21 protein-coding genes are annotated in these 26,605 nt (G+C 40.8%); 12 read left to right on the forward strand and 9 right to left on the reverse strand.

All coding sequences use genetic code 11. The features are described 5' to 3' along the window. Nucleotides 1–122 precede the first annotated feature (122 nt). Nucleotides 123–1,034 (forward strand): EamA family transporter RarD, encoded by a 912-nt coding sequence (gene rarD, locus ACU5DF_RS18440; RefSeq protein WP_446713818.1) that lies wholly within the window; start codon nucleotides 123–125, stop codon nucleotides 1,032–1,034. A 53-nt stretch (nucleotides 1,035–1,087) separates the two neighbouring features. Here rarD and uvrD read toward each other — a convergent pair whose 3' ends face one another. Further along, on the reverse strand, nucleotides 1,088–3,292 hold the full coding sequence (gene uvrD, locus ACU5DF_RS18445) for a DNA helicase II (protein ID WP_446713819.1): 2,205 nt from the start codon (nucleotides 3,290–3,292) through the stop codon (nucleotides 1,088–1,090). 149 nt (nucleotides 3,293–3,441) lie between these two features. Beyond that, on the reverse strand, nucleotides 3,442–5,964 hold the full coding sequence (locus tag ACU5DF_RS18450) for a class I adenylate cyclase (RefSeq protein WP_045100890.1): 2,523 nt from the start codon (nucleotides 5,962–5,964) through the stop codon (nucleotides 3,442–3,444). 257 nt (nucleotides 5,965–6,221) lie between these two features. Here ACU5DF_RS18450 and hemC point away from each other — a divergent pair, with 257 nt between their 5' ends. From hemC to ACU5DF_RS18470, 4 genes are read left to right on the forward strand one after another with little or no spacing between them, the layout of a single operon-like run. After that, nucleotides 6,222–7,157, forward strand: a complete 936-nt coding sequence (gene hemC, locus ACU5DF_RS18455) for a hydroxymethylbilane synthase (RefSeq protein WP_045100889.1) — start codon at nucleotides 6,222–6,224, stop codon at nucleotides 7,155–7,157. A gap of 2 nt (nucleotides 7,158–7,159) precedes the next feature. Continuing rightward, a complete protein-coding gene (locus ACU5DF_RS18460; protein ID WP_446713820.1) occupies nucleotides 7,160–7,921 on the forward strand; it encodes a uroporphyrinogen-III synthase in 762 nt (253 codons plus the stop codon). After that, nucleotides 7,918–9,120, forward strand: coding sequence for a uroporphyrinogen-III C-methyltransferase (locus tag ACU5DF_RS18465; protein ID WP_446713821.1), 1,203 nt, complete (start codon nucleotides 7,918–7,920; stop codon nucleotides 9,118–9,120). Before ACU5DF_RS18460 ends, ACU5DF_RS18465 begins: the two co-directional genes overlap by 4 nt. Further along, nucleotides 9,117–10,301, forward strand: a complete 1,185-nt coding sequence (locus ACU5DF_RS18470) for a heme biosynthesis HemY N-terminal domain-containing protein (RefSeq protein ID WP_446713822.1) — start codon at nucleotides 9,117–9,119, stop codon at nucleotides 10,299–10,301. Before ACU5DF_RS18465 ends, ACU5DF_RS18470 begins: the two co-directional genes overlap by 4 nt. A gap of 103 nt (nucleotides 10,302–10,404) precedes the next feature. Here ACU5DF_RS18470 and fre read toward each other — a convergent pair whose 3' ends face one another. From fre to trxA, 6 genes are all read right to left on the reverse strand, one after another. After that, complete coding sequence (fre, locus tag ACU5DF_RS18475) at nucleotides 10,405–11,115, reverse strand: NAD(P)H-flavin reductase (RefSeq protein WP_446713823.1); 711 nt, start codon at nucleotides 11,113–11,115, stop codon at nucleotides 10,405–10,407. Between the two features lie 97 nt (nucleotides 11,116–11,212). Further along, the gene (locus ACU5DF_RS18480) at nucleotides 11,213–11,476 is read right to left on the reverse strand and encodes a 2Fe-2S iron-sulfur cluster-binding protein (RefSeq protein WP_446713824.1); all 264 of its coding nucleotides are present in this window, start codon (nucleotides 11,474–11,476) and stop codon (nucleotides 11,213–11,215) included. A gap of 163 nt (nucleotides 11,477–11,639) precedes the next feature. Continuing rightward, complete coding sequence (gene ubiD, locus ACU5DF_RS18485) at nucleotides 11,640–13,484, reverse strand: 4-hydroxy-3-polyprenylbenzoate decarboxylase (protein ID WP_446713825.1); 1,845 nt, start codon at nucleotides 13,482–13,484, stop codon at nucleotides 11,640–11,642. A gap of 90 nt (nucleotides 13,485–13,574) precedes the next feature. After that, on the reverse strand, nucleotides 13,575–14,570 hold the full coding sequence (locus ACU5DF_RS18490; protein WP_446713826.1) for a hypothetical protein: 996 nt from the start codon (nucleotides 14,568–14,570) through the stop codon (nucleotides 13,575–13,577). A gap of 178 nt (nucleotides 14,571–14,748) precedes the next feature. Next, nucleotides 14,749–16,008 carry a transcription termination factor Rho gene (rho, locus tag ACU5DF_RS18495; RefSeq protein ID WP_446714275.1) on the reverse strand — a complete coding sequence of 420 codons (1,260 nt, stop codon included), beginning with the start codon at nucleotides 16,006–16,008 and terminating at the stop codon, nucleotides 14,749–14,751. Between the two features lie 238 nt (nucleotides 16,009–16,246). Then, nucleotides 16,247–16,573 carry a thioredoxin TrxA gene (trxA, locus tag ACU5DF_RS18500; protein ID WP_045100880.1) on the reverse strand — a complete coding sequence of 109 codons (327 nt, stop codon included), beginning with the start codon at nucleotides 16,571–16,573 and terminating at the stop codon, nucleotides 16,247–16,249. Between the two features lie 112 nt (nucleotides 16,574–16,685). Here trxA and rhlB point away from each other — a divergent pair, with 112 nt between their 5' ends. Both rhlB and gppA read left to right on the forward strand, forming a co-directional pair. After that, entirely contained in the window at nucleotides 16,686–17,990 is a 1,305-nt protein-coding gene (gene rhlB, locus ACU5DF_RS18505; RefSeq protein WP_446713827.1) for an ATP-dependent RNA helicase RhlB, read from the forward strand. A 34-nt stretch (nucleotides 17,991–18,024) separates the two neighbouring features. Beyond that, nucleotides 18,025–19,518: a guanosine-5'-triphosphate,3'-diphosphate diphosphatase gene (gene gppA / locus ACU5DF_RS18510; RefSeq protein WP_446713828.1), complete on the forward strand. Its 1,494-nt coding sequence runs from the start codon at nucleotides 18,025–18,027 to the stop codon at nucleotides 19,516–19,518. 209 nt (nucleotides 19,519–19,727) lie between these two features. Here gppA and hemB read toward each other — a convergent pair whose 3' ends face one another. Beyond that, nucleotides 19,728–20,744: a porphobilinogen synthase gene (hemB, locus tag ACU5DF_RS18515; RefSeq protein ID WP_446713829.1), complete on the reverse strand. Its 1,017-nt coding sequence runs from the start codon at nucleotides 20,742–20,744 to the stop codon at nucleotides 19,728–19,730. A 135-nt stretch (nucleotides 20,745–20,879) separates the two neighbouring features. On the opposite strand from hemB, the gene ACU5DF_RS18520 reads away from it, so the two are divergent. The 5 genes from ACU5DF_RS18520 to ACU5DF_RS18540 all read left to right on the forward strand — a co-directional run bounded on the left by ACU5DF_RS18520 (nucleotide 20,880) and on the right by ACU5DF_RS18540 (nucleotide 26,597). Continuing rightward, nucleotides 20,880–21,641 (forward strand): TatD family hydrolase, encoded by a 762-nt coding sequence (locus tag ACU5DF_RS18520; RefSeq protein ID WP_446714276.1) that lies wholly within the window; start codon nucleotides 20,880–20,882, stop codon nucleotides 21,639–21,641. A 2,060-nt stretch (nucleotides 21,642–23,701) separates the two neighbouring features. Further along, nucleotides 23,702–23,914 (forward strand): hypothetical protein, encoded by a 213-nt coding sequence (locus ACU5DF_RS18525; RefSeq protein WP_446713830.1) that lies wholly within the window; start codon nucleotides 23,702–23,704, stop codon nucleotides 23,912–23,914. Next, nucleotides 23,889–25,322: a methyl-accepting chemotaxis protein gene (locus tag ACU5DF_RS18530; RefSeq protein ID WP_446713831.1), complete on the forward strand. Its 1,434-nt coding sequence runs from the start codon at nucleotides 23,889–23,891 to the stop codon at nucleotides 25,320–25,322. The genes ACU5DF_RS18525 and ACU5DF_RS18530 overlap by 26 nt, the downstream gene beginning before the upstream one ends. A gap of 32 nt (nucleotides 25,323–25,354) precedes the next feature. Then, nucleotides 25,355–26,377, forward strand: coding sequence for a hypothetical protein (locus ACU5DF_RS18535; RefSeq protein WP_446713832.1), 1,023 nt, complete (start codon nucleotides 25,355–25,357; stop codon nucleotides 26,375–26,377). Next, nucleotides 26,346–26,597 (forward strand): hypothetical protein, encoded by a 252-nt coding sequence (locus ACU5DF_RS18540; protein ID WP_446713833.1) that lies wholly within the window; start codon nucleotides 26,346–26,348, stop codon nucleotides 26,595–26,597. Before ACU5DF_RS18535 ends, ACU5DF_RS18540 begins: the two co-directional genes overlap by 32 nt. The last annotated feature ends 8 nt before the right edge of the window (nucleotides 26,598–26,605 follow it).

Genomic DNA, 26,605 nt, shown 5'->3' on the forward strand with positions numbered 1-26,605 from the left:
AGCAATAGGAAAATACTAGGCACATTCGACACTCCCCTCTATACTTCGTCGCATAACAACTCATACAAGGTGTGATCATAAAAACACCTTATCTATTACATTACTTCGTTAAGAATCGACTTATGCCAACCACTGAACTCGAACAACAGCGCACTCGTCAGGGGGTCTTTTTTGCTCTTGGTGCTTACACCATGTGGGGCATTGCACCTATTTATTTTAAAACCATCAGTGAAGTTTCTCCTTTTGAGATTTTAAGTCACCGTGTTATTTGGTCTTTCTTTTTTCTAGCGGGATTACTGTTTCTATCTAAAGGATGGAAAACTGTTGCCAATACATTAAAAGATAAGCGAAAAATGGGCTATCTAATGACAAGTAGCGTATTGATAGGCGCTAATTGGCTAATTTTCATTTGGGCGGTCACCGCTGATCACATGTTGGACGCTAGTCTAGGGTATTTCATTAATCCCATTTTTAATGTCATGCTCGGTATGATTTTTTTAGGGGAACGATTACGAAAATTACAATGGCTTGCGGTTTTGTTTGCAGCTATCGGTGTGCTTATCCAATTAATCACTTTTGGTTCGATTCCTCTTGTTGCATTGGCCTTAGCCTGTAGTTTTGGCTTTTATGGATTATTACGCAAGAAAGTAGCCATGGATGCACAGTCTGGCTTATTTATTGAGACCTTGGTTTTATTGCCAATAGCAGCGACGTACTTATTATTTATTGCTGATTCTCCAACCTCTAATTTTGCAGAAAACCCAATGAATCTAAATTTACTATTGGTTGCTGCGGGTATTATCACTACCGTTCCTCTGCTTTGCTTTACTGGCGCAGCAACACGATTAAAGCTATCTACATTAGGTTTCTTTCAATACATTGGACCAAGCTTAATGTTTGTTCTTGCTGTAGGGCTATACGATGAAGTGTTTAGTGCAGATAAAGCGATTACTTTTGCCTTTATTTGGGGGGCGCTAATTGTATTTACTATGGATGCTTGGCTATTTAGCAAAAAGAAAAAAATGACGATTTAAAACAAAAAGAGAGCGAATCCGCTCTCTTTTTTTATACTCTAAATAATTTTATATTACATCGACTCTAACTTGGCATATTGAGTCACAAGCCACTTAATCCCTTCGCCATTAAAGGCAACTTGTACTCGCCCTTGTGCGCCAGCGCCTTCAAAATTAATGATCGTTCCTTCACCAAATTTAGGGTGCTTAACTCGTTGCCCTAAAGCATAACCAGTTTCATTAAAGTTATTATTCACAGCTTTTTGACCAAATCGACTGTCAGATGAGCCCTCTTGAGAACCATAGCTACCATAAGATCCAGTTCGACTTACTTTGGCTTTCATACGAACTTCTTCAACACAGTTAGTTGGCAGCTCTTTAATAAAGCGCGACGGTTTGTGATATTTCTCTTGGCCATACACTCGACGAGTTTCTGCGTAAATAATATACAGCTTTTCCATCGCACGCGTCATACCAACATAACAAAGACGGCGTTCTTCTTCTAAACGCCCTGCTTCTTCTGCTGACATTTGACTTGGGAACATGCCCTCTTCAACACCCACCATAAATACTAATGGGAATTCCAAGCCTTTGGCACTGTGCAGTGTCATTAGTTGAACCGCATCTTCAAATTCATCTGCCTGACCTTCACCTGCCTCTAATGCGGCATGGGTTAAGAAAGCGGTTAAATCCGTCATTTCATCAGCTTCTTCTGGCTTATCAAACTGACGAGTTGCGGTAACCAGTTCTTCCAAGTTCTCAATACGTGCTTTTGATTTTTCGCCTTTCTCTTGCTCATACATCGTAAACAGACCAGAGCTTTTAATCACTTGGTCCGTTTGTTCATGTAAACGACAGTCACGAGTATCGTCCTCTAATGCATTAATTAGCTCGATAAAACGGCTTAATGCACCAGCAGCACGACCCGGTAATACTTGCTCTTCAATCAACGTAAGACTGGCTTGCCACATGGTCGCTCCGCGTTCACGCGCAGCAAAACGTACGGTTTCTAGTGTTTTATCACCCAACCCACGTGTTGGTGTATTTACTACACGCTCAAAAGCCGCATCATCATGACGGTTATTCATTAAGCGTAAGTAAGACAAGGCATCTTTGATCTCTTGTCGTTCGAAGAACCGCATGCCACCATAGATACGATATGGTAATCCCGCTTGAATTAAAGCTTCTTCAAGCACACGAGATTGGGCGTTATTCCGGTACAAAAATGCTGAATCTTGCAGAGCGCCACCATTATCTCGCCATTCTTTAATCTTACCCACTGAAAAGCGAGCTTCATCCATTTCGTTATAAGCAGAATAAATAGAGATCAGATCGCCATCCGCATCTTCAGTCCATAACTTCTTACCCATACGTTCAGTATTGTTGCTGATCAGTTCATTGGCAGCATTTAGGATATTAGCGGTTGAACGGTAGTTTTGCTCTAAACGAATGGTTTTCGCACCCACAAACTCATCTAAGAATTTCTGAATATTTTCAATCTGCGCACCACGCCAGCCATAGATAGATTGATCATCATCACCCACGATCATCACTTTACAATCTGATCCCGCCATCATGCGTAACCAAGCGTATTGGATATTGTTGGTATCTTGGAATTCGTCGACCAAGATATGCTTAAAGCGTGCTTGATAATGTTCACGAATATGTTTGTGATCACGCAGTAATTCATGAGCACGAAGAAGAATCTCAGCAAAATCGACCAAGCCTGAACGATCACACGCTTCTTGATAAGCGCGATACACTTTTAACCATGTTTCAGCGATAGGATCATTAAATGAGTTAATTTGATGCGGACGTAATCCTTCATCTTTCTTACCGTTAATAAACCAAGCCGCTTGACGTGCAGGCCAATTTTTATCATCCAAATTCTGAGCTTTGATCAAACGTTTTAATAAACGCTGCTGATCATCTGAATCGATAATTTGGAAACCTTCCGGTAATTTCGCATCCAGATAATGTGCACGAAGAATACGATGACAAATACCATGGAAGGTACCGTTCCACATTCCACCAGCACTGCCATGCATTAACTCTTCAATGCGACCGCGCATTTCTGCCGCCGCTTTGTTAGTAAATGTCACTGACATAATAGAGAAAGGAGACGCTTGTTCGATTTGCATTAACCATGCGATACGATGAACAAGTACTCGAGTTTTACCACTACCGGCACCCGCAAGTACAAGCATGTTTTCTAACGGAGCGGCTACGGCTTCGCGCTGTTTGTCATTAAGACCATCAAGAAGAAAAGAAACGTCCATCACATCACACTGGTTATTTATACATGTGAGTGAAGTATATACTGAAATGAGGTGAGACCCAACCTAGAGGCTGGATTTGCTTTTGAATTGAACAAAGCTAGACAGAGTAACCGTTTAGCTTTGCTATTTTAAAATATATTAAGAGCTTATTACGCCTGCTTTGATTTACACTGCTGTTGGCCACTGCGATAAGAAAGTACTGACGCTTCTTTAGCTTCGCTGTAAACCACCTCATAAAACTGAGGTAAATTGAAGTTCACTTTATCAGGAACATCTAAATCAATATTATTGCGACTTGAAGTGTAATAATGATTAATGCTGTTTACCATGTCATCTTTGCTGCCATAACACTCATGATAAATCTCAACCTTATTCTCTTCATCTAATACGTAAATATTAAAACCATCTTCATGATTATCCGCATCATCAAAGAAGAATTGAATCAAGCCTTCACTTGCAAACGAATCCACCACATCAGGGATCACAATACCAGAACTCTCACCTAAAGGAATTGTCGTTGAACCAATCGCTTTATTAGTTGAGATACTTGAATAAAATTGTACTGAATCTTCTAATTTCTGAATCGATACACCACGACGCTCAAAGAATAGACCATACATAGTTGAACCTATTTTAATGCCTTTAAAACGACGACGTTTTTCGTTATTTTCAACAGGCTTTAGACGAAGTTCAATACACTCAGCCAATAGCTGGTAAATGTTATTACGAATGATGCCACGCATTTGTTTACTGTAGCAAAACACGTCGACAGATTCAGGGCGAGCCGCATCTTGGTGCATTTTACATAGTACTGTTTTTAGCGCATCTAAAATGGCCGTTTCACCACTGAAGTTAAGCGTTCTCACTTCATGCCATGAATTTCGGTAAACCAAATCAACGCTACCGATCAAATTATTTTGATTGCTACCACAACTGAAAATATCAGCATCCACCTGATTCATACGTTCTGGTTTCATCTTCAATGTTTCTGTCGGATCACTTTCTAAATTTATGAAAATAGATAATTGGCGTACTTCACAAGGGCTACCTAACTCTTCTTTTGTCGGCTGTGGCATGTTAACTGAGAAGGTATTTCTTAGGTCGCTCACCATTTGATAGAACTTATCAATGTTTAAATCAGCCTGACGAACAACCGCATCTAACCGCGTAGATTCTGTTAGCAAGCCATTAAAGAATGCCCATGCCACTAGCTTACTTAAATATCGGTTATGCTCTAAAAACTTAGCACCCATTAATTCTTTGGCAATTAATGGTTGCTTATAGACATACCAACCTGCTTTGTTAATACCGCTTTCTTGTACTTCAATAAAGCTTAAATCCGCTTCATGCAAGTCTGGAGAAATTTGTGGGTTTAGTAACGTCACCTTACCTGGAAGTTCTTCAAACGCAGCGTAAAGCTTACGAGCAAGAATACTAATATCTTCAGGGCTAATCGACGACGTTATGTCATTATTACGCGCAAAACGGATCAAGTTACGATAACTTTGCATTAATGCTTCTAGCAGATCGTTATGCGATTTTTTAACTTGTTCCACTTTCCAGGTACGACGAGAATCAAGCTCGACGATCGTTGCTTGAGACCATCCCCACTGAGACGTCAGTTCGGTTAACGCTTTGCGACGCCATTCAACAGAGCCTTGCCCTTGTCGACGTGACAGTTTTTCATGTGTTTTAAGGTAAAAACTGCGACGGACCAACTCTAGACGAGAAGCGTCATTAGTTCGCTCAAGATAACGCGTCACTTTTGCAAGCATCAGATAATACGCATCCATCCCATAGAGATCAGGCTCATCGGCAAAGAAACGACGTTTACTATCAATACTTAATAATTGTGTGTGTGGGTATTCCCAAGAGTAGGCTTCCAGCAAGATCGCTTTTAATACCGACTTAAATGGTGAGTCGATACTCTTATAGAGTTGCCATAGGCTAGAACCAAAGTACTCTTCTGCTGGGATATGATTAAGGCGTCCAAAATCAATCCACTGATCTCTTTGTATGACTCCCTGGGCACATAATTGCTCAACATATTCATCATAGCTCTCTTCCATTTCTGGAGGAATAATTTGCCATAATAGTTGCTGCCCACCAAGACATACAGCTGTACGGTAGAACTCATCTAATAATAATAAATGCTGCGAAGAACCACAATTATCACCTGTCATCTCTTCAGAATAGGCCTCACGAAAACGATTCTGTTCCATTAAGAAAAAATTCGCTTCAATGTAAAACTGTTCTGCCCACTCGGTCAAAGCATCGCACTTCTTCTGCAATAATGCTTTTTTATCTGCGGGAAGGTTTTCTGGAATACAGACCCAAATATCAAGGTCACTGCCAATAGTCTGGCCAATAGAAGAGGTACTACCCATAGAATATAAACCAAGAATGTTGCCTTGGTTAGAGGTAGATAAAGGATAACGAAGTGTCAGTTGAGCCATCCACTCACGCTGCTTTTTATTTGCCTGAAACTGTTTAATACCACTAGGTGCACCTTCAACAAAACCCGGAAGCTCCGAATGATTGAAATGCAATAGCAACGGCAATTGATGGAAGATCTCTTGCCCAAGTGGTTTCATTAATGCTAATGCACGATCTATACGCTGTTCAGTAAGGCGTTGTTGTCGAGCGATTAATGTTTCAATATAGGTTTGCAAATAGAAAGCCTAGTTTATCTTTGTCATCAATGATGATGGTTAATATTGGATAGCATTCGTCCAATACCGACTATAAAACGTGATCAAGATAACACTTTTCATTACTGGCGTAAAGTTCACTCATAGCTGTAGTTATTTGGTGTCATCGGCGTTTGCGGTGTCGTTTTTAACCTATAATCACACTGTTGTCATCCTGTATTTTCACCTCACCCTCAAGTAGTGGTAGGATAAGGGAATTATTTTGATCGGATACTACTATGTCACAGCAATTACCAGTTCGAATTGCCACTCGTAAAAGCCCTCTGGCTCTATGGCAAGCCCACTTTGTTAAAGATGCACTGCAAACGCTTCACCCAGGTTTGGAAGTAGAATTAGTTACTATGGTAACTAAAGGTGACATCATTCTTGATACACCATTAGCAAAAGTTGGCGGCAAAGGATTATTCGTTAAAGAACTTGAAGTTGCGATGCTAGAAGGTCGTGCAGATCTTGCGGTTCACTCAATGAAAGATGTTCCTGTTGAGTTCCCAGAAGGCTTAGGCTTAGTGACAATTTGTGAGCGTGAAGATCCACGCGATGCATTCGTATCTAATACTTACACTTGTATTGAAGACTTGCCTGCGGGATCTGTGGTTGGTACATGTAGCTTACGTCGTCAATGTCAGTTACAAGAAGCTCGTCCTGATTTAATCATTAAAGAGCTTCGCGGCAATGTAGGTACTCGTCTAAAGAAATTAGATGATGGTAATTATGACGCAATCATTCTTGCCTGTGCAGGTCTTATTCGTCTTGGTCTAGAAGATCGAATCAAAAGCTCAATTGAGCCAGAACAATCTTTACCTGCTGTTGGCCAAGGTGCTGTTGGTATTGAAACTCGTCTAGATGACACTCGTATTCGTGCTCTACTTGAACCACTTAATCACCCAGAAACGGCACAGCGCGTTTTATGTGAGCGTGCAATGAATAACCGTCTTGAAGGCGGCTGTCAGGTGCCTATCGGTAGTTATTCATTAATTGATGGTGACCAAATTTGGTTACGCGCTTTAGTCGGTGAACCAGACGGTACTATTATGGTACGTGGCGAAATCACCGGCCCAGTTTCTGATGCTGAAGCATTAGGCACCCAATTGGCTGAGCAACTACTTAACGATGGCGCAAAAGATATTTTAGATCGCCTATACGCAGACGCTTAACGATGACGATTTTGGTGACTCGCCCAGAGCAAGAGAGCCAAGCACTATGTGATGCCCTGAATCAATTAGGGCATCCTGCTATTTCTCATCCTCTGTTAACGGTTCACCCAGGTAGAGAACTCTCTTTGCTTCCAGCTCTTTTTTCATCACTTTCTGCTGATGACTTTATTATTACAGTAAGTCAACATGCAGTTCAACACACGCAACATTACCTACAACAGCAGCAAAAAGAGTGGAAAAAAGGGGTTAATTACCTTGCGGTGGGTCAAAAGAGCGCTCAATACCTCAGAACCTATATTTCAGATCCAGTACACTTCCCGACACCAAGCGATAGTGAACATTTATTAGCCCTTCCTGTCTTACAGACGGTAGCAGGGAAAAAAGTCATTATCTTGCGCGGAAATGGCGGACGAGACCTCATTTTTGAAGCCCTTGAATCCTTAGGTGCTAAAGTCTCTTATTGTGAAACTTACCAACGCCAATCCACCCCATTTAATGGTTCAATAAAGACCAAAGAATGGAAAAATAAAAACGTAAATACATTGGTAATCACTAGCGGGGAGCAACTCTCTTTTTTCACCTCGCAATTTACCAATACTGATTTAAACTGGGTATTGAAGTGTCGATTATTAGTACCTAGTGAACGAATTAACCAGCTTGGACAACAACTTGGTTATCAACATATTGAAACGGTTGGCGGAGCCTCTAATTCCGACTTGCTGCACTATCTCAGTGAGCATCATCAAGATGGGACTTTCAAATGACAAAAAATACTAAACCACAGTCTGCAAAAGAAAACGCAGCACCGGTTACTGCGACAGATAAGCCGCAAGAAACACCAAAACAAGAAAAAGCAGTGACGCAACCTGAAGCGCCTAAAAAAAATGATGAATTAGTCGATAAGAAAAGCCGTCGCTTAGGTACTGTCGCAATCATTATTTCTATTGTGCTAAGTGGTGGAGCTTTCTTTACTTCACAACAACAAATGACACAACAGCAAGTTAAGATTGCTAAACTAGAACAGCAATTAAAAAGTGCCGACAGTACTTTTGATGCAAAACTAGTCACAGCGGAGCAACGTATTACTAACCGTGCTGATGAAATCGTTCGCAAAGCAACGGTCTTAATACAGCAACAAGATAAGAGCATTGCTAGCCTTCAATTGGCTATTGCCGATGTTAAAGGCCGTCGTCCGAATGATTGGTTACTTGCTGAAGCTGACTACTTAGTAAAAATGGCTGGACGTAAATTATGGTTAGAACATGATGTAGTAAGTGCTACTCGTCTAATGGAAAGTGCAGACCAACGCATCTCTGCTTTAAATGATCCAAGCCTAACACCACTTCGCCGTGCTATGGCGAGTGACATATCTACATTAAAAGCGATTCCTCTTATTGATCGTGATGGCTTAGTTCTAAAGCTCAATACTCTTGAGCAACAAGTGAATACTCTACCATTAGCTAATGCGATCCTCCCTGATGCAGAGGCTATCGAGAAAAAAGAAGTATCAACAGACATCAATGATTGGCAATCAAACCTGATGCAATCTTTGAATGATTTTGCAGGTCATTTTATTACTTATCGTGTTCGTGAAGGTAATGTTATTCCTCTACTAAGCCCTGAACAGCACTTCTATTTAAAAGAGAACATCAAGGGGAAATTATTATTAGCTTCTAAAGCCTTGTATCGCGAGCAAAGTGAGGTCTATACAACATCATTAGAAAGCGCAAAACTATGGGCTTCCCAGTATTTCCAACAGGATGATCCTTCGGTTCAGAGCTTTATGACTCAAATTGATTCTCTATCAAAATACAAAGTAGATGTTCGTTACCCACAGAAAATGAAGACTCAAGCACTACTGTCTGACTTTATTTCTGAGCGTCTGCGCCGTAATGTTCAAGCAATTGGCGAATCACCAGCGCAAGATAAAAAAGCAGAAGTGGTAGAAGGAGATAAATCATGATCCGACTCCTTCTTCTAGCCATCGTCTTAGTCGGTGGATTAATTGTAGGTACTACATTTGCTGATCAGCAAGGTTATGTCCTTATTTCTGTCGCTGAAACTACCATTGAGATGAGTTTAACGACCTTAGTTATCTTTATCGGCGCCTTGATAGCTGGCCTATTTGTACTTGAAATGATAGTGAAGCGAATTCTATCTGTAGGCAGTTTCACCCGCGGTTGGTTCAGTGCTCGTCATTTACGTAAAGCGCGCTATAACACCTTTAAAGGGATGCTAAAGCTACATGAGGGTGAGTGGAAAGAGGCAGAACGCTTAATTACTAAAGGTGGACGCCACAATGATTTCCCATTACTGAACTACCTTGCAGCGGCAGAAGCAGCTCAGGGCCGTCAGCAAATAGAGCAACGAGACCATTACTTAAAAATGGCTTCAGAGCAAGCAGACAGTACACTAGCAGTAGCATTAACGAGTGCTAAATTACAAATGCGTGAGCAACAATATGAACTTGCTCTTGCTACGCTACAGTCTGTAAAAGTGGATTATCCACGTAACCCTGTGCTGCTAGAGCTACTTAAAGAGTGTTATTTGGCACTAAATGAATGGCAACCATTAAAGAATATTATTCACCCTCTCACCAAAGCGAATTTGATCACAGAGCAACAGGCGTTAGAGTTAGAAGAGAAAGCTGAATGTGGATTGATGGAATTCATTGCAACCAATCAAGGCACTGTTGGGTTATTAGATCATTGGAATTCTTTACCTAAAAAGCTAAAGAAACACGTTCCTGTATTAGTTTGTTTAATTAAACAATTACATGCACGTAAAGCGGATTCTGAAGCCTATATTATCTTACGTGATAATTTGAAAAAGCGTAGTGATGATCGCTTAGTTGAACTACTTCCAACCTTAAACTTAGCAGACTATCACCCAGTAACAGTTTTGCTTGAAGAGATGGTTAACCACGACGCTCGTAATCCTGTGGTTCAAAGTACATTAGCTCAACTTTATATGCGTATTGAAAAATGGCAGCCGGCAAGAGAGCACTTTGAAGCAGCATTAGCTATCCGTGAAGATATGTCTGATTATGCGTATTTAGCACGTGTTCTAGATAAACAAAATCACAAGCAAGATGCAGCAAATCTATCCCGTAAAGCCTTAATCATGGTTGGTGATAACGACTAATCTTTGTTAAATAAGACTCATAAAAAATGCCACTCTTTTATTGAGTGGCATTTTTATTTGTATTAACTTTAGCTAAAAATCAAAGCCATACCAAGATAATAAATTAGATAAATGCGAATGCATCACCAAATAATTGCTCTTTCTTCGCTTGTTTTTCTGCCGTGAATTGCTCACGAGCTGCACCTGCCATTTCAAAACGACCTGCAATATAAATATCCATCTCAGCTAGTGAGTTAAAGTCAGATTTTACTGCTTCAAGTACATTACCTGTTTTACCTGTCCAGCCTTCCATTTGTTCTACTACTGGAACAAAGGTAATGTGATCATGTGCTGCTGCAATCGCTTCTATCTCCGCTTTTGCATACAGTTGACGCTCATCACGGCCACCCCAGTATAAGAAGATTGGCTTTTTAATATTTTGACTAATCGTGTGATCTAAAATTGAACGTACGTAGCTAAAACCTGTACCACCAGCGATCAATAGCATTGAGCGGTCGCTGTCTTCACGGATCCATGCTTCACCATGAGGGGCATCGATTTGAATATCTCCACCATTTTCTAGTGCGGCTTTCATTGACTCAACCACCTCACCCGCATAAGCATTGTGCTCAGCAGCACCAATATGGAGTTCAATCTCACCTTCGTGGCGACACGGGCTACTTGCAATTGAGAATGGACGTTTGTCTTTCTCTCCCATCACTACCATTAGGTATTGGCCTGCTTTGAATTCAACAGGTTGTTCTGGGTGAAGTAAGATTTGAAAAGTATTACAAGCCAATGGCTCGATAGACTTTACTTTGCAATTGATTGGCATGACTTTCCTTTTTCAGCTGATACCTATTTAAAATGGTATTTATACGCTGTAATTATTATGTGTATTGAGCATTAAGCTCTAATTATACGGGGAGGATTTACTCTAATAACAGCACTAAATCACTTTTTGCTGTTGCCTGACACGCAAATACCCACCCTTCTTGTTGTTCTTTGTCTGTTAGAAGTGGTTCTAAATCGTACTCTATTTCCCCTTCTAACTTTTTACATAAGCACATGGCACATGCTCCTACTTGGCATCGATTTGGGTAGTTTATCCCTGCGTCTAATGCCGCATCTAAGATGGTTTGTCCTTCTTCGATGCTGAATTCTTTTTGTTGTGGGAGTAGGATTATTTTTTTCATTACACTTAATTTATTGATTTTAATACTTCACTTTATTCAGTGAAATGAAATGTCTTTCCGCAAAAGCAGAATGGATTTAATTGGTGTTGATAGCTTATCGATAACAACAACTGTTTTACTACAAGACATTACACTTCACTAAAATAGTCAGTAAAACAAATTCTTATTTGAAAATACCTAATTCATCCCAAATAGAGTCAATTTTAGCGACCACTTCTGGGTCTTTCTTGATTGGTGTTCCCCACTCACGGAGACATTCAGAGCCCAATTTATTGGTCGCATCTAATCCCATTTTTGAGTGTCCGTGGCCATCTTGCAAAAATAACGTATCTCTTGCAGGGTCCATTCGAGTGGTGACAGCCCAAATAATGTCGTTCCAATCACTCACATTGACATCGTCATCACACACAATAACAAACTTGTTCTCACTAAATTGAGACCAAACGGCTTCCATGATTTTCTTACCATTACCGACCGCTTGCTTATTGATAGAAACGACAACCATGTTGGCGTTGTTATTTTGCAAGTGAATATCGATAATCTCAGGGCACGCTTTGGTAATTTCCGCCAAACACCCTTCAATCTGCTCACTGTCTGTCAGTGAATATTCGACATTAGGTGATAATGCTAATTCGGCGTCCCATTTTTTAGTGATATCTAAGCCCATCTTTGAGCCTAAACCAACGACTGGCGAAGCAAAATCTAATGAATCAATCGGAGTATTTTCTATCATCAAACTATCTCGAAACGGGTCCATATGCAGAGACATTGCCGCTGTCACTTGTGACCAATCTCGTGCATTCACCTCTTCATCACACACTAATACAAATTTGGTGTACATGAACTGACGCAAGAACGACCACACGCCCATCATCACGCGTTTTGCATGGCCTGGATATTGTTTCTTCATCGTCACTACCGCCATACGGTACGAACAACCTTCTGGTGGCAGGTAGAAATCAATAATTTCTGGGAATTGTTTTTGTAGGATAGGAACAAACACTTCGTTTAATGCCACACCCAATACTGCGGGTTCATCTGGCGGACGACCGGTATAGGTACTGTGATAGATAGGGTCTTTACGCATGGTAATGTGGGTTACGGTAAAGACATGATGCTTTTCAACTTCATTGTAATAACCGGTATGATCACCATAAGGGCCTTCATCGGCAAACTCGGTTGGATCAATATACCCTTCAAGTACGATTTCAGCACTGGCTGGCACTTCTAACTCATTACTAATCGATTTGGTAATTTCAGTTCTACTGCCACGTAAAAGACCGGCAAAAGCGTATTCAGATAAGGTATCAGGAACAGGGGTAACAGCACCTAAAATAGTGGCAGGATCAGCACCAAATGCCACCGATACAGGGAAAGGTTCGCCCGGATTAGTTTCCATCCAGTCACGTAAGTCTAACGCGCCACCACGGTGGGCAAGCCAACGCATAATCACTTTATTTTTACTGAGCTTTTGCTGACGATAAATACCCAAGTTCTGACGTTTTTTATTTGGGCCTTTCGTGATGGTTAAACCCCACGTTAATAACGGAGCAACATCATCAGCCCAACAGCTCATTACTGGTATTTTATCTAAATCAACCTCATCACCTTGCCAAACAATCTGTTGGCAATTTGCCTTACGAATATTTTTGGTTGGCATATTCAATACTTGTTTGAATACTGGCAGTTTATCTAAAGCATCTTTAAAGCCCTTTGGTGGCTCTGGCTCTTTTAGATACGCTAATAATTTACCCACTTCACGCAGTTCAAGGACATCTTTACGACCCATACCAATCGCAACACGCTCAGCAGTACCAAATAAATTCGTTAATACAGGAATATCGTAACCGATAGGGTTTTCGAATAGCAATGCAGGACCACCCGCTCGTAAAGTACGATCGCTGATCTCTGTCATTTCATAATGAGGGTCAATGGGGTGTGAAATGCGTTTTAACTGTCCGATCTGTTCCAAGTGATCGAGAAAATCACGTAAATCCTTATATTTCATCGCTATCTACTGTCGTGAAGTTTGAATCAATTATACCCAACCCAATTCAAACTCACACTCTCTATTTATTTAATGCTAGATAGATCAATATTAGCGCTGTGATAACGCAACACTTACATGCTGTCTGCGTACTTTATTACGTGTTGTTGATAAGTTCTCCAACCAAGACGCATGTCCATAATTAGCTAAATGCATCGCCACCGCACCACCATCTTGAATATGGTCAATCTTTGCAAGTAAAAAGGTTTGAACCTCTTTAGGAAGTGGATGAAGTTGTGCCAATGAAGCAAAAGCACTCTGTTTTAAAGAAGGATTATTCGTCGCTGCAATAATTTGTTGAGTTGCAAATGGCTCTGGTGCAACAGCTGCTAAACGATCGAGCTCAGCAATACTGTGTTGATCAGTACGCATTTTCCATAAAATCTTATACACATCAGCACTTTGAGATAACTGTGCCAAACGTACCATTACTTCGGTTGTTGGCAACCAAACAGATAAGGGATCGTCAGTTATCTGAGCAACAAGATACCCTAGGGCTTCCGGGGTTAAACTGTCTAATTCAGCGAGAACAATTGACTGGCGAACTCGTACTTCATGCGGTTCACCTACTAGCCATTCAGATAGAACTAAGCGATGCTCTTCAGCTGCAAGAATAAAATCTAATACTTTTTGATCTTTTGACATCTGATTTAAGACACGAGAGGCAATACTAGAATAGTCAAAAGCAAGTTTAGTTACCACATAACCATTACCTTGCTCTTTAATAGTATAAGCTGGATGAATAACTAATTGTTCTTTAAGCCAAATAGTTCCTTTAGGGCTTAAGATCTGATTTTTCTGCTCTATTTTCTGTACCAACATGAAACGTACCGCTTCTTGTTGTGGCATAGAGAGACGATTGAGGGAAAAATTAAGTGTAATGATGTCACCATCAACTAAATATTGATGTAATTCATCGACCTTCTTATTGAGTTGCTGATCAACCAGTAAACGATTAACAAAACTAGGTTGAACTTCAGATGCTGATACTTGACCAGCCAGCAAACTTGCTGAGAGGAGGATCGATGCTAACAGTCCTTGTCGCATATGTTACTCCTTTAATGAACTAAGTAGATATTCCTTATATCAGCTTAGTACAAATGATGATGCCGTCAAATTAACAAATAATCAACAAAAAACGCCACCTAGATAGGCAGCGTTTCATTATTTATTGATCTCAGTACCAATAATTGAGTTAAATATCAATAAGTGAGTTAATTATCAGTTACTGGCGACGCATCGCATCAAAAAACTCATTATTAGTCTTAGTCATTGATAGCTTATCAATTAAGAATTCCATTGCGTCAGTTTCGCCCATTGGGTGAACAATCTTACGCAAGATCCACATTTTCTGTAGCTCATCCGACTTAGTTAGAAGCTCTTCACGACGAGTACCAGAACGATTAAAGTCGATAGCAGGGAATACACGTTTTTCCGCAATTTTACGGTTTAGGTGTAATTCCATGTTACCTGTACCTTTAAACTCTTCGTAGATAACTTCATCCATTTTAGAGCCAGTATCAACAAGTGCCGTTGCAATGATAGTTAAACTACCACCTTCTTCAACGTTACGTGCTGCACCAAAGAAGCGCTTAGGACGGTGTAATGCGTTTGCATCAACACCACCAGTAAGAACTTTACCAGACGATGGGATCACGGTGTTGTATGCACGAGCAAGACGAGTAATTGAATCCAACAGGATAACTACGTCTTTTTTGTGTTCAACAAGACGTTTTGCTTTCTCGATAACCATCTCTGCAACTTGTACGTGACGAGACGCTGGCTCATCAAACGTTGATGCAATAACTTCACCTTTAACTAGGCGTTGCATCTCAGTTACTTCTTCTGGACGTTCATCAATAAGTAGAACCATTAACTCACACTCAGGGTGGTTATAAGCAATACTTTGAGCAATGTTTTGAAGTAGCATTGTTTTACCCGCTTTTGGCGGAGCAACAATCAGACCACGTTGACCACGGCCAATCGGTGATGCTAAATCAAGAACACGTGCTGTAATGTCTTCTGTTGAACCATTACCACGTTCCATGCGTAAACGATCGTTCGCATGTAAAGGAGTAAGGTTTTCGAAAAGAATTTTGTTACGAGCATTATCAGGACGATCATAGTTAACTGCGTTTACTTTAAGAAGAGCAAAGTAACGTTCGCCATCTTTAGGTGGACGAATCTTTCCAGCAATCGTATCACCAGTGCGCAAGTTAAAGCGACGAATTTGGCTTGGAGAGACATAGATGTCATCCGGGCCAGCCAAATAAGAACAATCTGCTGAACGAAGGAAACCAAAGCCATCTTGAAGAATCTCAAGAACACCATCTCCAAAGATGTCTTCACCGCTTTTCGCATGTTGCTTAAGGATGGAGAAGATGATGTCTTGTTTTCTTAGGCGCGCTAGGTTTTCTAGGCCTAATGATTCGCCAAGAGCAACAAGATCCGATACAGGTCGGTTTTTTAGTTCAGTAAGATTCATAGTGGTAGGTAGTTGTTTAGTCAAAATCAGATTCTATCTTTAGTTGATTTAAGAATGGATGACCTTCGAGCTCGGTCAGAAATGAAATCGTATGAATTACGCGCGATAAATTATCACTTATTCGCATTTTAGTCTAGGGCTTGGCCCTGATTTCTAAGCTTAGCTTAGCTTAGATAAAACAAAACCGCACATAATTTCTCATTACATGCGGTCCTATCTGACTTAATTGCACCCTATATTATAGGTTTGCATCAAGAAACTCTTTAAGTTGAGTTTTAGAAAGTGCACCCACTTTCGTTGCAGCTACACCACCATCTTTAAAAAGAAGTAGCGTTGGAATACCACGGATACCAAACTTTGGTGGTGTTCCTGCATTCTGATCGATATTTAATTTACCAATCGTTAATTTGCCTTCGTACTCGTCAGCAATTTCGTCCAGGATAGGAGCGATCATTTTACAAGGACCACACCATTCCGCCCAGAAATCTACTAGTACTGGGCCTGCAGCATTGATCACACTGTCTTCAAAACCGCCATCTGTAAGCTGCAAAATTTTGTCGCTCATCGTCAACTCCAACGTTAAATTTAAAGGCTGATTTGATGATAACCAGCAAATTGATGCCCTATTTGAATGGAATACGTTTCGTATTGCAAGCTTTAACTGATATTCTATAGCAATGAAAAAGACGCACATCACAGAGCAAAAGTTTGCCGACCTAGGTTTACAGCCTCAGGTCCTTGATGGTTTGAATGCACAGGGGTTCATTAAATGTACTCCTATTCAAGCTAAGGCATTGCCGGTACTGCTCGCCGGCCAAGACATTGCAGGCCAAGCCCAAACGGGTACAGGTAAGACGCTAGCGTTCCTTACTGCTACTTTTAATCACCTACTAACGACACCAGCTCCTGAAGGTCGTAAAATTACGCAACCGCGTGCCATTATCATGGCACCAACGCGTGAATTAGCGATTCAAATTCATAAAGATGCTGAGTCACTGATCGCAAGCACTGGTATCAAAGCCGCACTAGCTTACGGTGGCGAACGTTATGAAAAACAACAACAAGTGATTGAGCAAGGCGTTGATATTTTGATCGGTACTACCGGTCGTATCATCGACTTCTACAAGCAAGGTCACATCGACTTTAAGATGATTCAAGTTGTTGTACTTGATGAAGCCGATCGCATGTTCGATTTAGGTTTTATTAAAGACATTCGCTTTATCTTCCGTCGTATGCCTGCGCCAACAGAACGCTTAAACATGCTGTTCTCTGCAACGCTATCTTACCGTGTACAAGAGCTTGCTTTTGAACACATGCAAGAGCCAGAACACGTTGTTGTAGAACCGGACCAAAAAACAGGCCATCGTATTCAGGAAGAATTATTCTATCCTTCAAACGATCATAAAATGGCACTTCTTCAGACACTAATCGAAGAAGATTGGCCTGAGCGTGCTATCATTTTCGCCAATACTAAACACAAATGTGAATTAGTTTGGGGACATTTAGCAGCTGATAAACACCGTGTTGGTCTTCTTACTGGTGACGTGCCACAGAAAAAACGTGAGCGCATCCTAGAAGAATTTACTAAAGGTGAAGTTGATATCCTAGTTGCGACTGATGTTGCAGCTCGTGGTCTACACATCCCACAAGTAACTCACGTATTTAACTTCGATTTACCAAACGAAGCAGAAGATTACGTTCACCGTATCGGTCGTACTGGTCGTGCTGGTGAAAGTGGTAATTCAATCAGCTTTGCGTGTGAAGAGTACGCAATTAATCTTCCTGCAATCGAAGAATACATTGAGCATTCAATTCCACAATCTGATTACGACTCTTCTGCATTATTAGAAGATTTACCTGCGCCGATACGTCTACAGCGTCGTCCGCCACAAAATCGTCGTAACGGAAGCAACAATGGTCAACGTCAAGGCGGAAATCGTAAGTTCTCTCGTCCACGTCAACCTCGTAGCCCTCAAGCTTAATTTGAGTTCTATGATAAGAAAATAAAAGGATGTTATGAAAAGTTCAACAATATCACCTATGTATGCCGCCATTGATTTAGGCTCCAATAGCTTCCATATGCTTGTTGTGCGTCATATAAATGGTAGTGTGCAAACCATGGCTAAAATCAAACGTAAAGTACGTTTAGCTGCTGGATTAGATAAAAACAACACACTCAGCCATGAAGCTATGCAGCGTGGGTGGGATTGTTTGAGCTTATTTGCAGAACGTCTGCAAGACATCCCTGTAGAAAACATTCGCATTGTCGGCACCGCAGCATTGCGTGTAGCAACCAATGTGGATGTCTTCTTAGAAAAAGCCAATCAAATCTTAGGTCATGATATTAATGTGATCGAAGGCGAAGAAGAAGCTCGTATGATTTACCAAGGAGTTGCGCACACTTCTGGTGGTAATGGCCGTCGACTGGTTGTTGATATTGGCGGTGCAAGTACTGAACTGATTATTGGCGATGGTTTTGAAGCACAAGCACTCACAAGCCTAAAAATGGGTTGTGTCACTTGGCTTGAAGGCTACTTTAAAGACCGTGCATTAACTAAGAATAACTTCGATGCGGCCATTACTGGCGCAAAAGAGACACTGGCTCCTATTTTACAGCAATATACCGATCTTGGTTGGCAAACCTGTGTAGGTGCAAGTGGTACGGTTCAAGCATTGCAAGAAATTATGTTGGCGCAAGGCATGGACGAGGTTATCACCTTAGCCAAGCTTAAGCGCCTTCAAAAACAAGCCATGCTGTATGAACATTTAGAAGAATTAGATATTGATGGATTAACTCTGGAGCGCGCTTTAGTGTTCCCAAGTGGTTTATCCATTCTTATCGCTATATTTGAATTATTAAATATCGATTCGATGACATTGGCCGGTGGCGCTCTGCGTGAAGGCTTATGCTATGGCATGATCGAGGCTCTTCAATACGATGAGGTGTGTAAAAGAACCATCTCAAGTATTCAGCAACGATACCAACTCGATACCGACTACGCTCAACAAGTGACTAATTTAGTTGAACAACTTGTCGCACAATGTGGTGATGATTGGTTAATTGAACCTCAAGCTTTACCATTATTAAAAACAGCAACTCAGCTTCATGAATTAGGTATGTGTATTGATTATAAAAAAGCAGGTGAGCACTCTGCTTACTTAATCAACGCATTAGACTTACCCGGTTATACTCGCGCTCAAAAACACCTATTAGGTGAATTACTGCGCCGTTATCGCGAACAGTTTTCTGCTATGCCAACTCAGCATGCTGTTTCAGATTTATCAGCTCAACGTATGTTACGCATCCTACGTTTAGCGCTTATTTTAACCCATCGTCGAGATGTATCTTTGGCCCCAATCGTTACTCTTTCTAAAAAAGAAAATGTTTTATCATTATCGATTGATGAGGAATGGCTAGCTAAAAACCCGCTAACAAGAGCTGAGTTGGAAATTGAAGCGGATAAGCAGACGAATATTGGTTGGGATTTGGTTATAGATGCTAGGGACTAGATTTTAGGGGCGAGTAAGTGCCTATACGCTTCGCTAACTAGAGGCTAGAACGCTTCGCTTCTATAAGAGCAAGTGCAGCTATTTAAACTAATTCTAGGTTTCAGGTTTCAGGTTTCAGGTTTCAGGAAAAATAAAAGCATGATGATTAACTAAAATCATCATGCTTTTTTTATTTCTTAGAAAAGAGCTAACAGCACTTAATTCTGCTCTTACTTCTTCTCTTCCGCCAACCACTCTGCTACATCTTTCGCAAAGTAAGTTAAGATGCCATCAGCGCCTGCGCGCTTAAAGCATAATAGCGATTCCATCACCGTATCACGCTCACTCAACCAACCATTCATAATAGCGGCTTTGTGCATCGCGTATTCACCCGATACTTGGTAAGCAAACGTAGGAACTTGAAGTTCAGTTTTAACACGACGAACGATGTCCAAGTAAGGCATACCTGGTTTCACCATGACCATATCAGCACCTTCATTGATGTCCATTGCAACTTCATGAATTGCCTCATCACTGTTGGCAGGATCCATCTGGTAGTTCTTTTTATTACCACCTTTCAGGTTCGATGAAGAACCAACAGCATCACGGAACGGGCCATAGTAGCAAGACGCATATTTTGCAGAGTACGCCATAATTTGCGTATGAACGTAACCCGCTTTTTCTAGCGCTTTTCGGATCTCACCAATACGACCATCCATCATATCTGACGGAGCCACCACATCTGCACCCGCTTCAGCATGCGATAATGCCTGTTTAATCAGAACTTCTGTCGTTACGTCATTCATCACGTAACCGTCTTCATCAATAATGCCATCTTGACCGTGAGTCGTGAATGGGTCTAATGCGACATCAGTGATAACTCCTAGCTCAGGAACGTGTGCTTTTAGTTCTTTCACTGCACGCTGAACTAAGCCTTCTGAGTTATGAGCTTCTGCTGCACATAAACTTTTAGCATCTTGAGAAACAACTGGGAATAAAGCAATCGCAGGGATGCCTAAATCATATAAACGCAGTGCTTCTTCAAGTAATAAGTCGATCGATAAGCGCTCAACACCTGGCATTGAATCTACCGTTTCACGACGATCTTTACCCATAAGCACAAACATTGGGTAGATTAAATCATTAACGGTTAATTGGTTCTCAGCCATTAGACGACGGCTAAATTCATGCTTACGCATACGACGCATACGACGGTTTGGAAACGCACCTTGAATGGATACAGACACACTGAGCTCCTTTTGTATTTATGATGCGATCAATATATACCCATCGCCTTTTGAATCCAAATTTTCTTAGAGATCTGATTTTTACGAGTAACTTGGTATGATAGAAAATATAATTTTAATAAAAGAGCCTTAATGATGATTGATACCCACGCTCATATATATGCGAAAGAATTTGATGAAGACCGAGATTTAGTCGTTCAACGTGCCTTAGCACAAGGTATTGACCAAATTTTATTACCAAATATCGATTTAGAATCTATCGAACCAATGTTAAAAACCGAAGCTGCCTACCCTGATGTTTGTCGCTCGATGATGGGATTACACCCTTGCTATGTAAATGCTGATGTTAAGCAAACGCTAGCAACTATCCACTCTTGGTTTGAGAAACATAACTTCATTGCGGTAGGTGAAATAGGTATTGACCTATACTGGGACAAAACCTTTAAAGCTGAACAAGAGATGGCTTTTATCACCCAACTAAACTGGGCAAAAGAGATGAAGTTGCCTGTTGTTATCCATACTCGTGATTCTATTGAAGAGACATTAAGCCTTCTAAAACAAGAACAAGATGGCTCGTTATCAGGTACTTTCCACTGCTTTGGTGGTTCAGTTGATGAAGCAAAAGCAATTAATGATCTAGGCTTTCATCTTGGTTTAGGCGGTGTTTCTACCTTTAAAAATGGCGGAATGGATAAAATAATTCCTCATCTGAATATGGATTACTTAATTCTAGAGACCGATTGCCCATATTTAGCACCTGTACCTCACCGTGGTAAGCGTAATGAGCCAGCGTATACACAATTAGTTGCCCAACGTGTAGCTGATTTACGTGAGATAAGCTTGGCGGATGTGGATGCGATTACGACGGCGAATGCGAAAAGACTTTTTGGGATTTAAGAGAAAAAAAAGAGGTTTCAGGAAGAGCCTATACGCTTCGCTAACTAGAGACTAGACCGCTTCGCTTCTATAAGAGAAAAATCTGATTCTTTAACGCTGTTATTCCAACGACACAACACTCGCTCTTATAGTATCTAGTTAGCGCAGTGTATAGTTTCTAGCTAGTATAGATAAACTCATCACACATACCCCTGAAACCTTTAAGGGAGCTTGCGACCGATCTGAACCCTGCTTTTTTATTTTGCTCCAAACAAGAAAAACCCCGCTAGACTCTCGTCTAACGGGGTTATAACTTTACTCGCAGCAATCCGGCTACTAATGGTGCTCCATGCATCAAATCCTTGATAGTATACTGAATCCTTCAGTGTATTCCTTTCTCGCTATCCTAGCGGTGTCCTTGATCTTATCCTGATCCGTTAACAATCCGTAGTTAACTCTCTTCACTTGTTCCTTGAGCGGTGTCCGTTACATCATCCTGATGTGCAGTCCTTTTACCTCAATCCTAGAGGTGTCCATTGTCTTTCCTTAGTAGCAACCATCCTAGTTACTATTGCGTCCATTCAATGTCCATTTCGCTATCCGTGCCGATTACTAATCCTAAGTAACCGAGTGCCTCATCCTGAAGCGTACCAAATCCTTGGCTAGTTCCTGTTCCGTGTCAGTATCCTTCCGACACCAATAAGATTACGCTTTTCATTATTTTCAGCAATAGACTAAGTTCAAACTTTTGCAAAAATAATTATCTTATTTTCAACAGAACAAATTAAATTAAATTATATCAATAACTTAAGTTAGAACAGGTTGAATTTACCCATGAATAAAGTGAAAAAACGCACTTGTTTGTGAGAGATCTCGCACACTGGCCGTGGTGTTTTAGGAATAAGGATTCAGATCGCTTCGCTTGAAGGGTTCAGGGATGAGCGTGGTAAATGATAAATACAACTAGAAACGATACGCTTCGCTAACTAGAAACTATAAGATCAAGAAAAAATACAGAGTAATTAAACCCTGCATTCGCAACCCCTCCTAGGCTCCCCTTTATCGATAAACAACTGGGATCGGTAATATCAATACAAGGAGAAGTTAGAGCAGGTTGTTGATACCATATTTCATCAAGATTCTGAATCAGCTTTTGCACTTATAGAAGCGAAGCGTTCTAGCCTCTAGTTAGCGCAGCGTATAGGCTCTTCCTGAAACCTTTAAGGGAGCTTGCGACCGATCTGAACCCTGCTCTTTTACTTTGCCCCAAACAAGAAAAACCCCGCTAGACTCTCGTCCAACGGGGTTATAACTTTACTCGCAGCAATCCGGCTACTAATGGTGCTCCATGCATCAAATCCTTGATAGTATACTGAATCCTTCAGTGTATTCCTTTCTCGCTATCCTAGCGGTGTCCTTGATCTTATCCTGATCCGTTAACAATCCGTAGTTAACTCTCTTCGCTTGTTCCTTGAGCGGTGTCCATTACATCATCCTGATGTGCAGTCCTTTTACCTCAATCCTAGAGGTGTCCATTGTCTTTCCTTAGTAGCAACCATCCTAGTTACTATTGCGTCCATTCAATGTCCATTTCGCTATCCGTGCCGATTACTAATCCTAAGTAACCGAGTGCCTCATCCTGAAGCGTACCAAATCCTTGGCTAGTTCCTGTTCCGTGTCAGCATCCTTCCGACACCAATAAGACTACGCTTTTGGATTTTTTCAGCAATAGACTATTTCACTCTTTTTGCAAAAAAAAATACTTATGATTTAGGGTACAAACTCAAATACATTCAAATCAACAACTTAAGAAGCTAAAGGTGAGATGTAACTATAGATTAAACGTAAAGTCGCACTCTATTGTGAGAGATCTCGCACACGAGATTTCCACTTTATCTCTACTTACTCTTACTTTGCTAAAACTATAACGTGATCATGGTCACCCTATTTCTAATGAAAGCTAAAACAACAACCTGAACAAAGCACCATCTCTGTTCAACGGGTTTAATACTAAGCAATTTATAAAACATATAGTATTAGGTTAATTATCCATTATGTAAATAAACCACCAAGAAGGCATTATGAACTTATCCCGCTTTATTAGTATCCGTCAGCAATTCCTTCTCTTAATGGTTATTCTAACTATTGGAATTATTACTATAATCTCAATTAATACCCAAGTTCATAATACCAATAACCAACATCTCTCTTCTTTAGAAGAGCAATACTATCCCGCCATTGGAGATCATCGTTCAGCTCAATGGGACCTTGCCCCAACTGACCCAGCAGTTTGAAACCGCAATCTTAACGGGAGAAGAAGATGCTCTAGAGCAAGCAAGGGTATTATCCGACAGTATGAATACTGACATTCGAGAAGCAAAAAACCTCTTACCTCATCAAACTCAAGAATTACGTAGCATTGAAAACCTTACCCATTCTTATTTTCTTAAAGGTAATGAGTTAGCACTTGATTTTATTACCCTCTCTAAAAGTATGTCTGAGTTATCTACGCAAGCAGATAATAATTTAAAACTACAAAAAGAACTCTCTGAGAAACTTCAACGATTCCAACAAACATTACAAGATCAAGTATTCTCAATGATAAGTAATGCTCAAATAGGAGCAAAAAATGCGGCAACTAATTCCATTATATCTGGAGTGTTCGTTGTCCTGTTCTCCATTGGTTTTAGCTTCATGATTTTACGATCAATCAGTCAATCTATCGGTATCGTCACGCAAAGAATGGCTGAAATCTCAAGTGGCGAAGGGGATTTAACGGGTCGTATTCATTACGAAGGAAAAGATGAGGTCGTGGCATTAGTCGACCAAGTAAACTCTTTTATTAGTAAACTACACTCAACGATCTCAAGTACGGTACATAGCATTCATCAACTTGGTGACATTACTAAACAACTTTCTATTAATAGCCAAGATACAAGTAGAAACACAGCAACCCAACAGACGACGATCCAACAAGTCACCTCTTCTATCAATGAGATGCTACAAACAGTTAATCATGTCGCGGATTTTGCAGAACAAGCCTCTCAAGAAGCCAATGATGCTAACAATAAAGCAACCAATGGATTCAGCATTGTACAAGAAACAGCAAGTATCATTAATTTACTCGCGACCGACGTTAAAAATACGACTGTTGTTATTGATAAACTAGAGCAAGACACCAATAACGTAGCCTCGATACTAGACACGATTAAAGGCATTGCAGATCAGACCAACCTTCTTGCCCTCAATGCAGCGATTGAAGCTGCTCGCGCAGGAGAGCAAGGGCGCGGATTTGCTGTAGTTGCAGATGAAGTAAGGACTCTCGCAGCACGAACACAGCAATCAACACAAGAGATCCAAGTCGTCTTAGAAGAGCTTCAAATCGCTTCGAAGTCTGCTGTTGAAGCGATGCATATTGGCTTACATCGAACAGAGGAAGGGGTAACAAGCTCAACATTGGCAGGTAATAGCTTAAAAACGATAACAGATAGAGTCGCTAGTATTACTGTTGTTAATAACCAAATAGCCTCAGCGACCGAAGAACAACGACAAACCTCTCTTATTATTCAAGATTTACTGAATGACTGTACCGATAGTGCAACACAGATGGCCTCGTCTACTGTTTATCTCGATCAAACCAGTGAACAGTTACTGAGTGTGGTTGAGCAGTTAAGTCACTCAACATCACAATTCAAAGTGTAACAATACAAACATAATAAAAATGGAGAACCATTATGACAATTAAGGCTTTTCGCCTATTGCCGATTGCGAGCCTATGCGCGCTTTCTTTTCAAGCTTTAGCAGTAGAATCAACAGATGCTCGCATTTCTGAACTAGAGCAACAAGTATCTGTTCTTACCGAGCAGCAGCAATCAAGTCTGTCTGATCGCTTTCAGTTTAATGGTTTTGCTTCATTAAACCTGCAAACAGCTAATAACAGCGCAGGTTATGCAGGAACAACCAATACACTTAACCTAGATGAAGGTTCTCTGTTTGGGTTACAAACTGTATTCACTGTTAATGACTCAACCTCTGCAACAATTCAATTGGTTAGCCGTGGTACAGAACTTGAAAATTGGACGCCACAGGTTGAATGGGCATTTATTAGCCATCAGTTCAACACTAACTTTACTGGCCGTGCAGGTAAATTACGTCTTCCCTTATTCATGCTGTCTGATTATCTAGAAGTTGGCTATGCTCAACTTGGTGCTCGAGTCCCTCAGGAAGTTTACGGCACTGTTGTAGCAACATCATTTACAGGTGCTGATGCTATTTATGACATTGAGCTTGAAGACAGTAATATTCAACTTCAAGGCTTTGCTGGCTCTCATAACTTAAGCTCAGATAAAACTAAGTTTGAGGTAGAGACTAAATTTGATCAGATTTATGGTGGTGTAATTACTTGGACAAATGATACGGTTACTTTACGTTCAAGTTACGCACAAGCAAAAGTAAGCTCTTCTGACAATTGGAAATCTGGTAATGCAATGATGCCAACCATTGCTAACTCTACATTCGAAGATGATAAAGCTAAATTCTACGGCTTAGGTGCTCGTTATGACGGTGAACAACTGTTTGCGATGTCTGAGTTGACTCGTACTGAAACTAATGGCTTCTATCCTGATGTTGATGCCGCTTATCTAACGCTTGGCTACCGTATTGAATCAGTTACGCCTTACATCACGGTTTCTCGCATGGAAACACAAGATAACCAAATACGTTCAAATGCAAAAAAGCAGTGCATCAAATCCAATTGATTATGCTGGCGCTGCAATGCAACAGGCACTATTAGATATTGAACGCACAAGCTATAGCATTGGTTCTCGTTGGGATGTATATACCAACATGGCGCTAAAAGCCGACATCACATACATCACAGGCTTTGGCGATACTAACGGTGGTTTATCTGGTGTAGCACAAAACCAAACTATTGATAGCTCGACAATCTACACCATCAAACTTGACGTTGTATTCTAAGGAAAGAG

The sequence above is a fragment of the Aliivibrio wodanis genome (assembly GCF_052920805.1).

Bases quoted from the DNA above. Each gene is read 5' to 3' on its own strand.
- ACU5DF_RS18470 (WP_446713822.1), top strand. From the start codon at position 9,117: ATGATCCGACTCCTTCTTCTAGCCATCGTCTTAGTCGGTGGATTAATT.
- ACU5DF_RS18480 (WP_446713824.1), bottom strand. From the start codon at position 11,476: ATGAAAAAAATAATCCTACTCCCACAACAAAAAGAATTCAGCATCGAA.
- rarD (WP_446713818.1), top strand. From the start codon at position 123: ATGCCAACCACTGAACTCGAACAACAGCGCACTCGTCAGGGGGTCTTT.
- ACU5DF_RS18460 (WP_446713820.1), top strand. From the start codon at position 7,160: ATGACGATTTTGGTGACTCGCCCAGAGCAAGAGAGCCAAGCACTATGT.
- fre (WP_446713823.1), bottom strand. From the start codon at position 11,115: ATGCCAATCAATTGCAAAGTAAAGTCTATCGAGCCATTGGCTTGTAAT.
- uvrD (WP_446713819.1), bottom strand. From the start codon at position 3,292: ATGGACGTTTCTTTTCTTCTTGATGGTCTTAATGACAAACAGCGCGAA.
- ACU5DF_RS18535 (WP_446713832.1), top strand. From the start codon at position 25,355: ATGACAATTAAGGCTTTTCGCCTATTGCCGATTGCGAGCCTATGCGCG.
- hemC (WP_045100889.1), top strand. From the start codon at position 6,222: ATGTCACAGCAATTACCAGTTCGAATTGCCACTCGTAAAAGCCCTCTG.
- gppA (WP_446713828.1), top strand. From the start codon at position 18,025: ATGAAAAGTTCAACAATATCACCTATGTATGCCGCCATTGATTTAGGC.
- rho (WP_446714275.1), bottom strand. From the start codon at position 16,008: ATGAATCTTACTGAACTAAAAAACCGACCTGTATCGGATCTTGTTGCT.
- ACU5DF_RS18520 (WP_446714276.1), top strand. From the start codon at position 20,880: ATGATTGATACCCACGCTCATATATATGCGAAAGAATTTGATGAAGAC.
- ACU5DF_RS18490 (WP_446713826.1), bottom strand. From the start codon at position 14,570: ATGCGACAAGGACTGTTAGCATCGATCCTCCTCTCAGCAAGTTTGCTG.
- ACU5DF_RS18540 (WP_446713833.1), top strand. From the start codon at position 26,346: ATGCAAAAAAGCAGTGCATCAAATCCAATTGATTATGCTGGCGCTGCA.
- ACU5DF_RS18525 (WP_446713830.1), top strand. From the start codon at position 23,702: ATGAACTTATCCCGCTTTATTAGTATCCGTCAGCAATTCCTTCTCTTA.
- trxA (WP_045100880.1), bottom strand. From the start codon at position 16,573: ATGAGCGACAAAATTTTGCAGCTTACAGATGGCGGTTTTGAAGACAGT.
- ubiD (WP_446713825.1), bottom strand. From the start codon at position 13,484: ATGAAATATAAGGATTTACGTGATTTTCTCGATCACTTGGAACAGATC.
- rhlB (WP_446713827.1), top strand. From the start codon at position 16,686: ATGAAAAAGACGCACATCACAGAGCAAAAGTTTGCCGACCTAGGTTTA.
- ACU5DF_RS18465 (WP_446713821.1), top strand. From the start codon at position 7,918: ATGACAAAAAATACTAAACCACAGTCTGCAAAAGAAAACGCAGCACCG.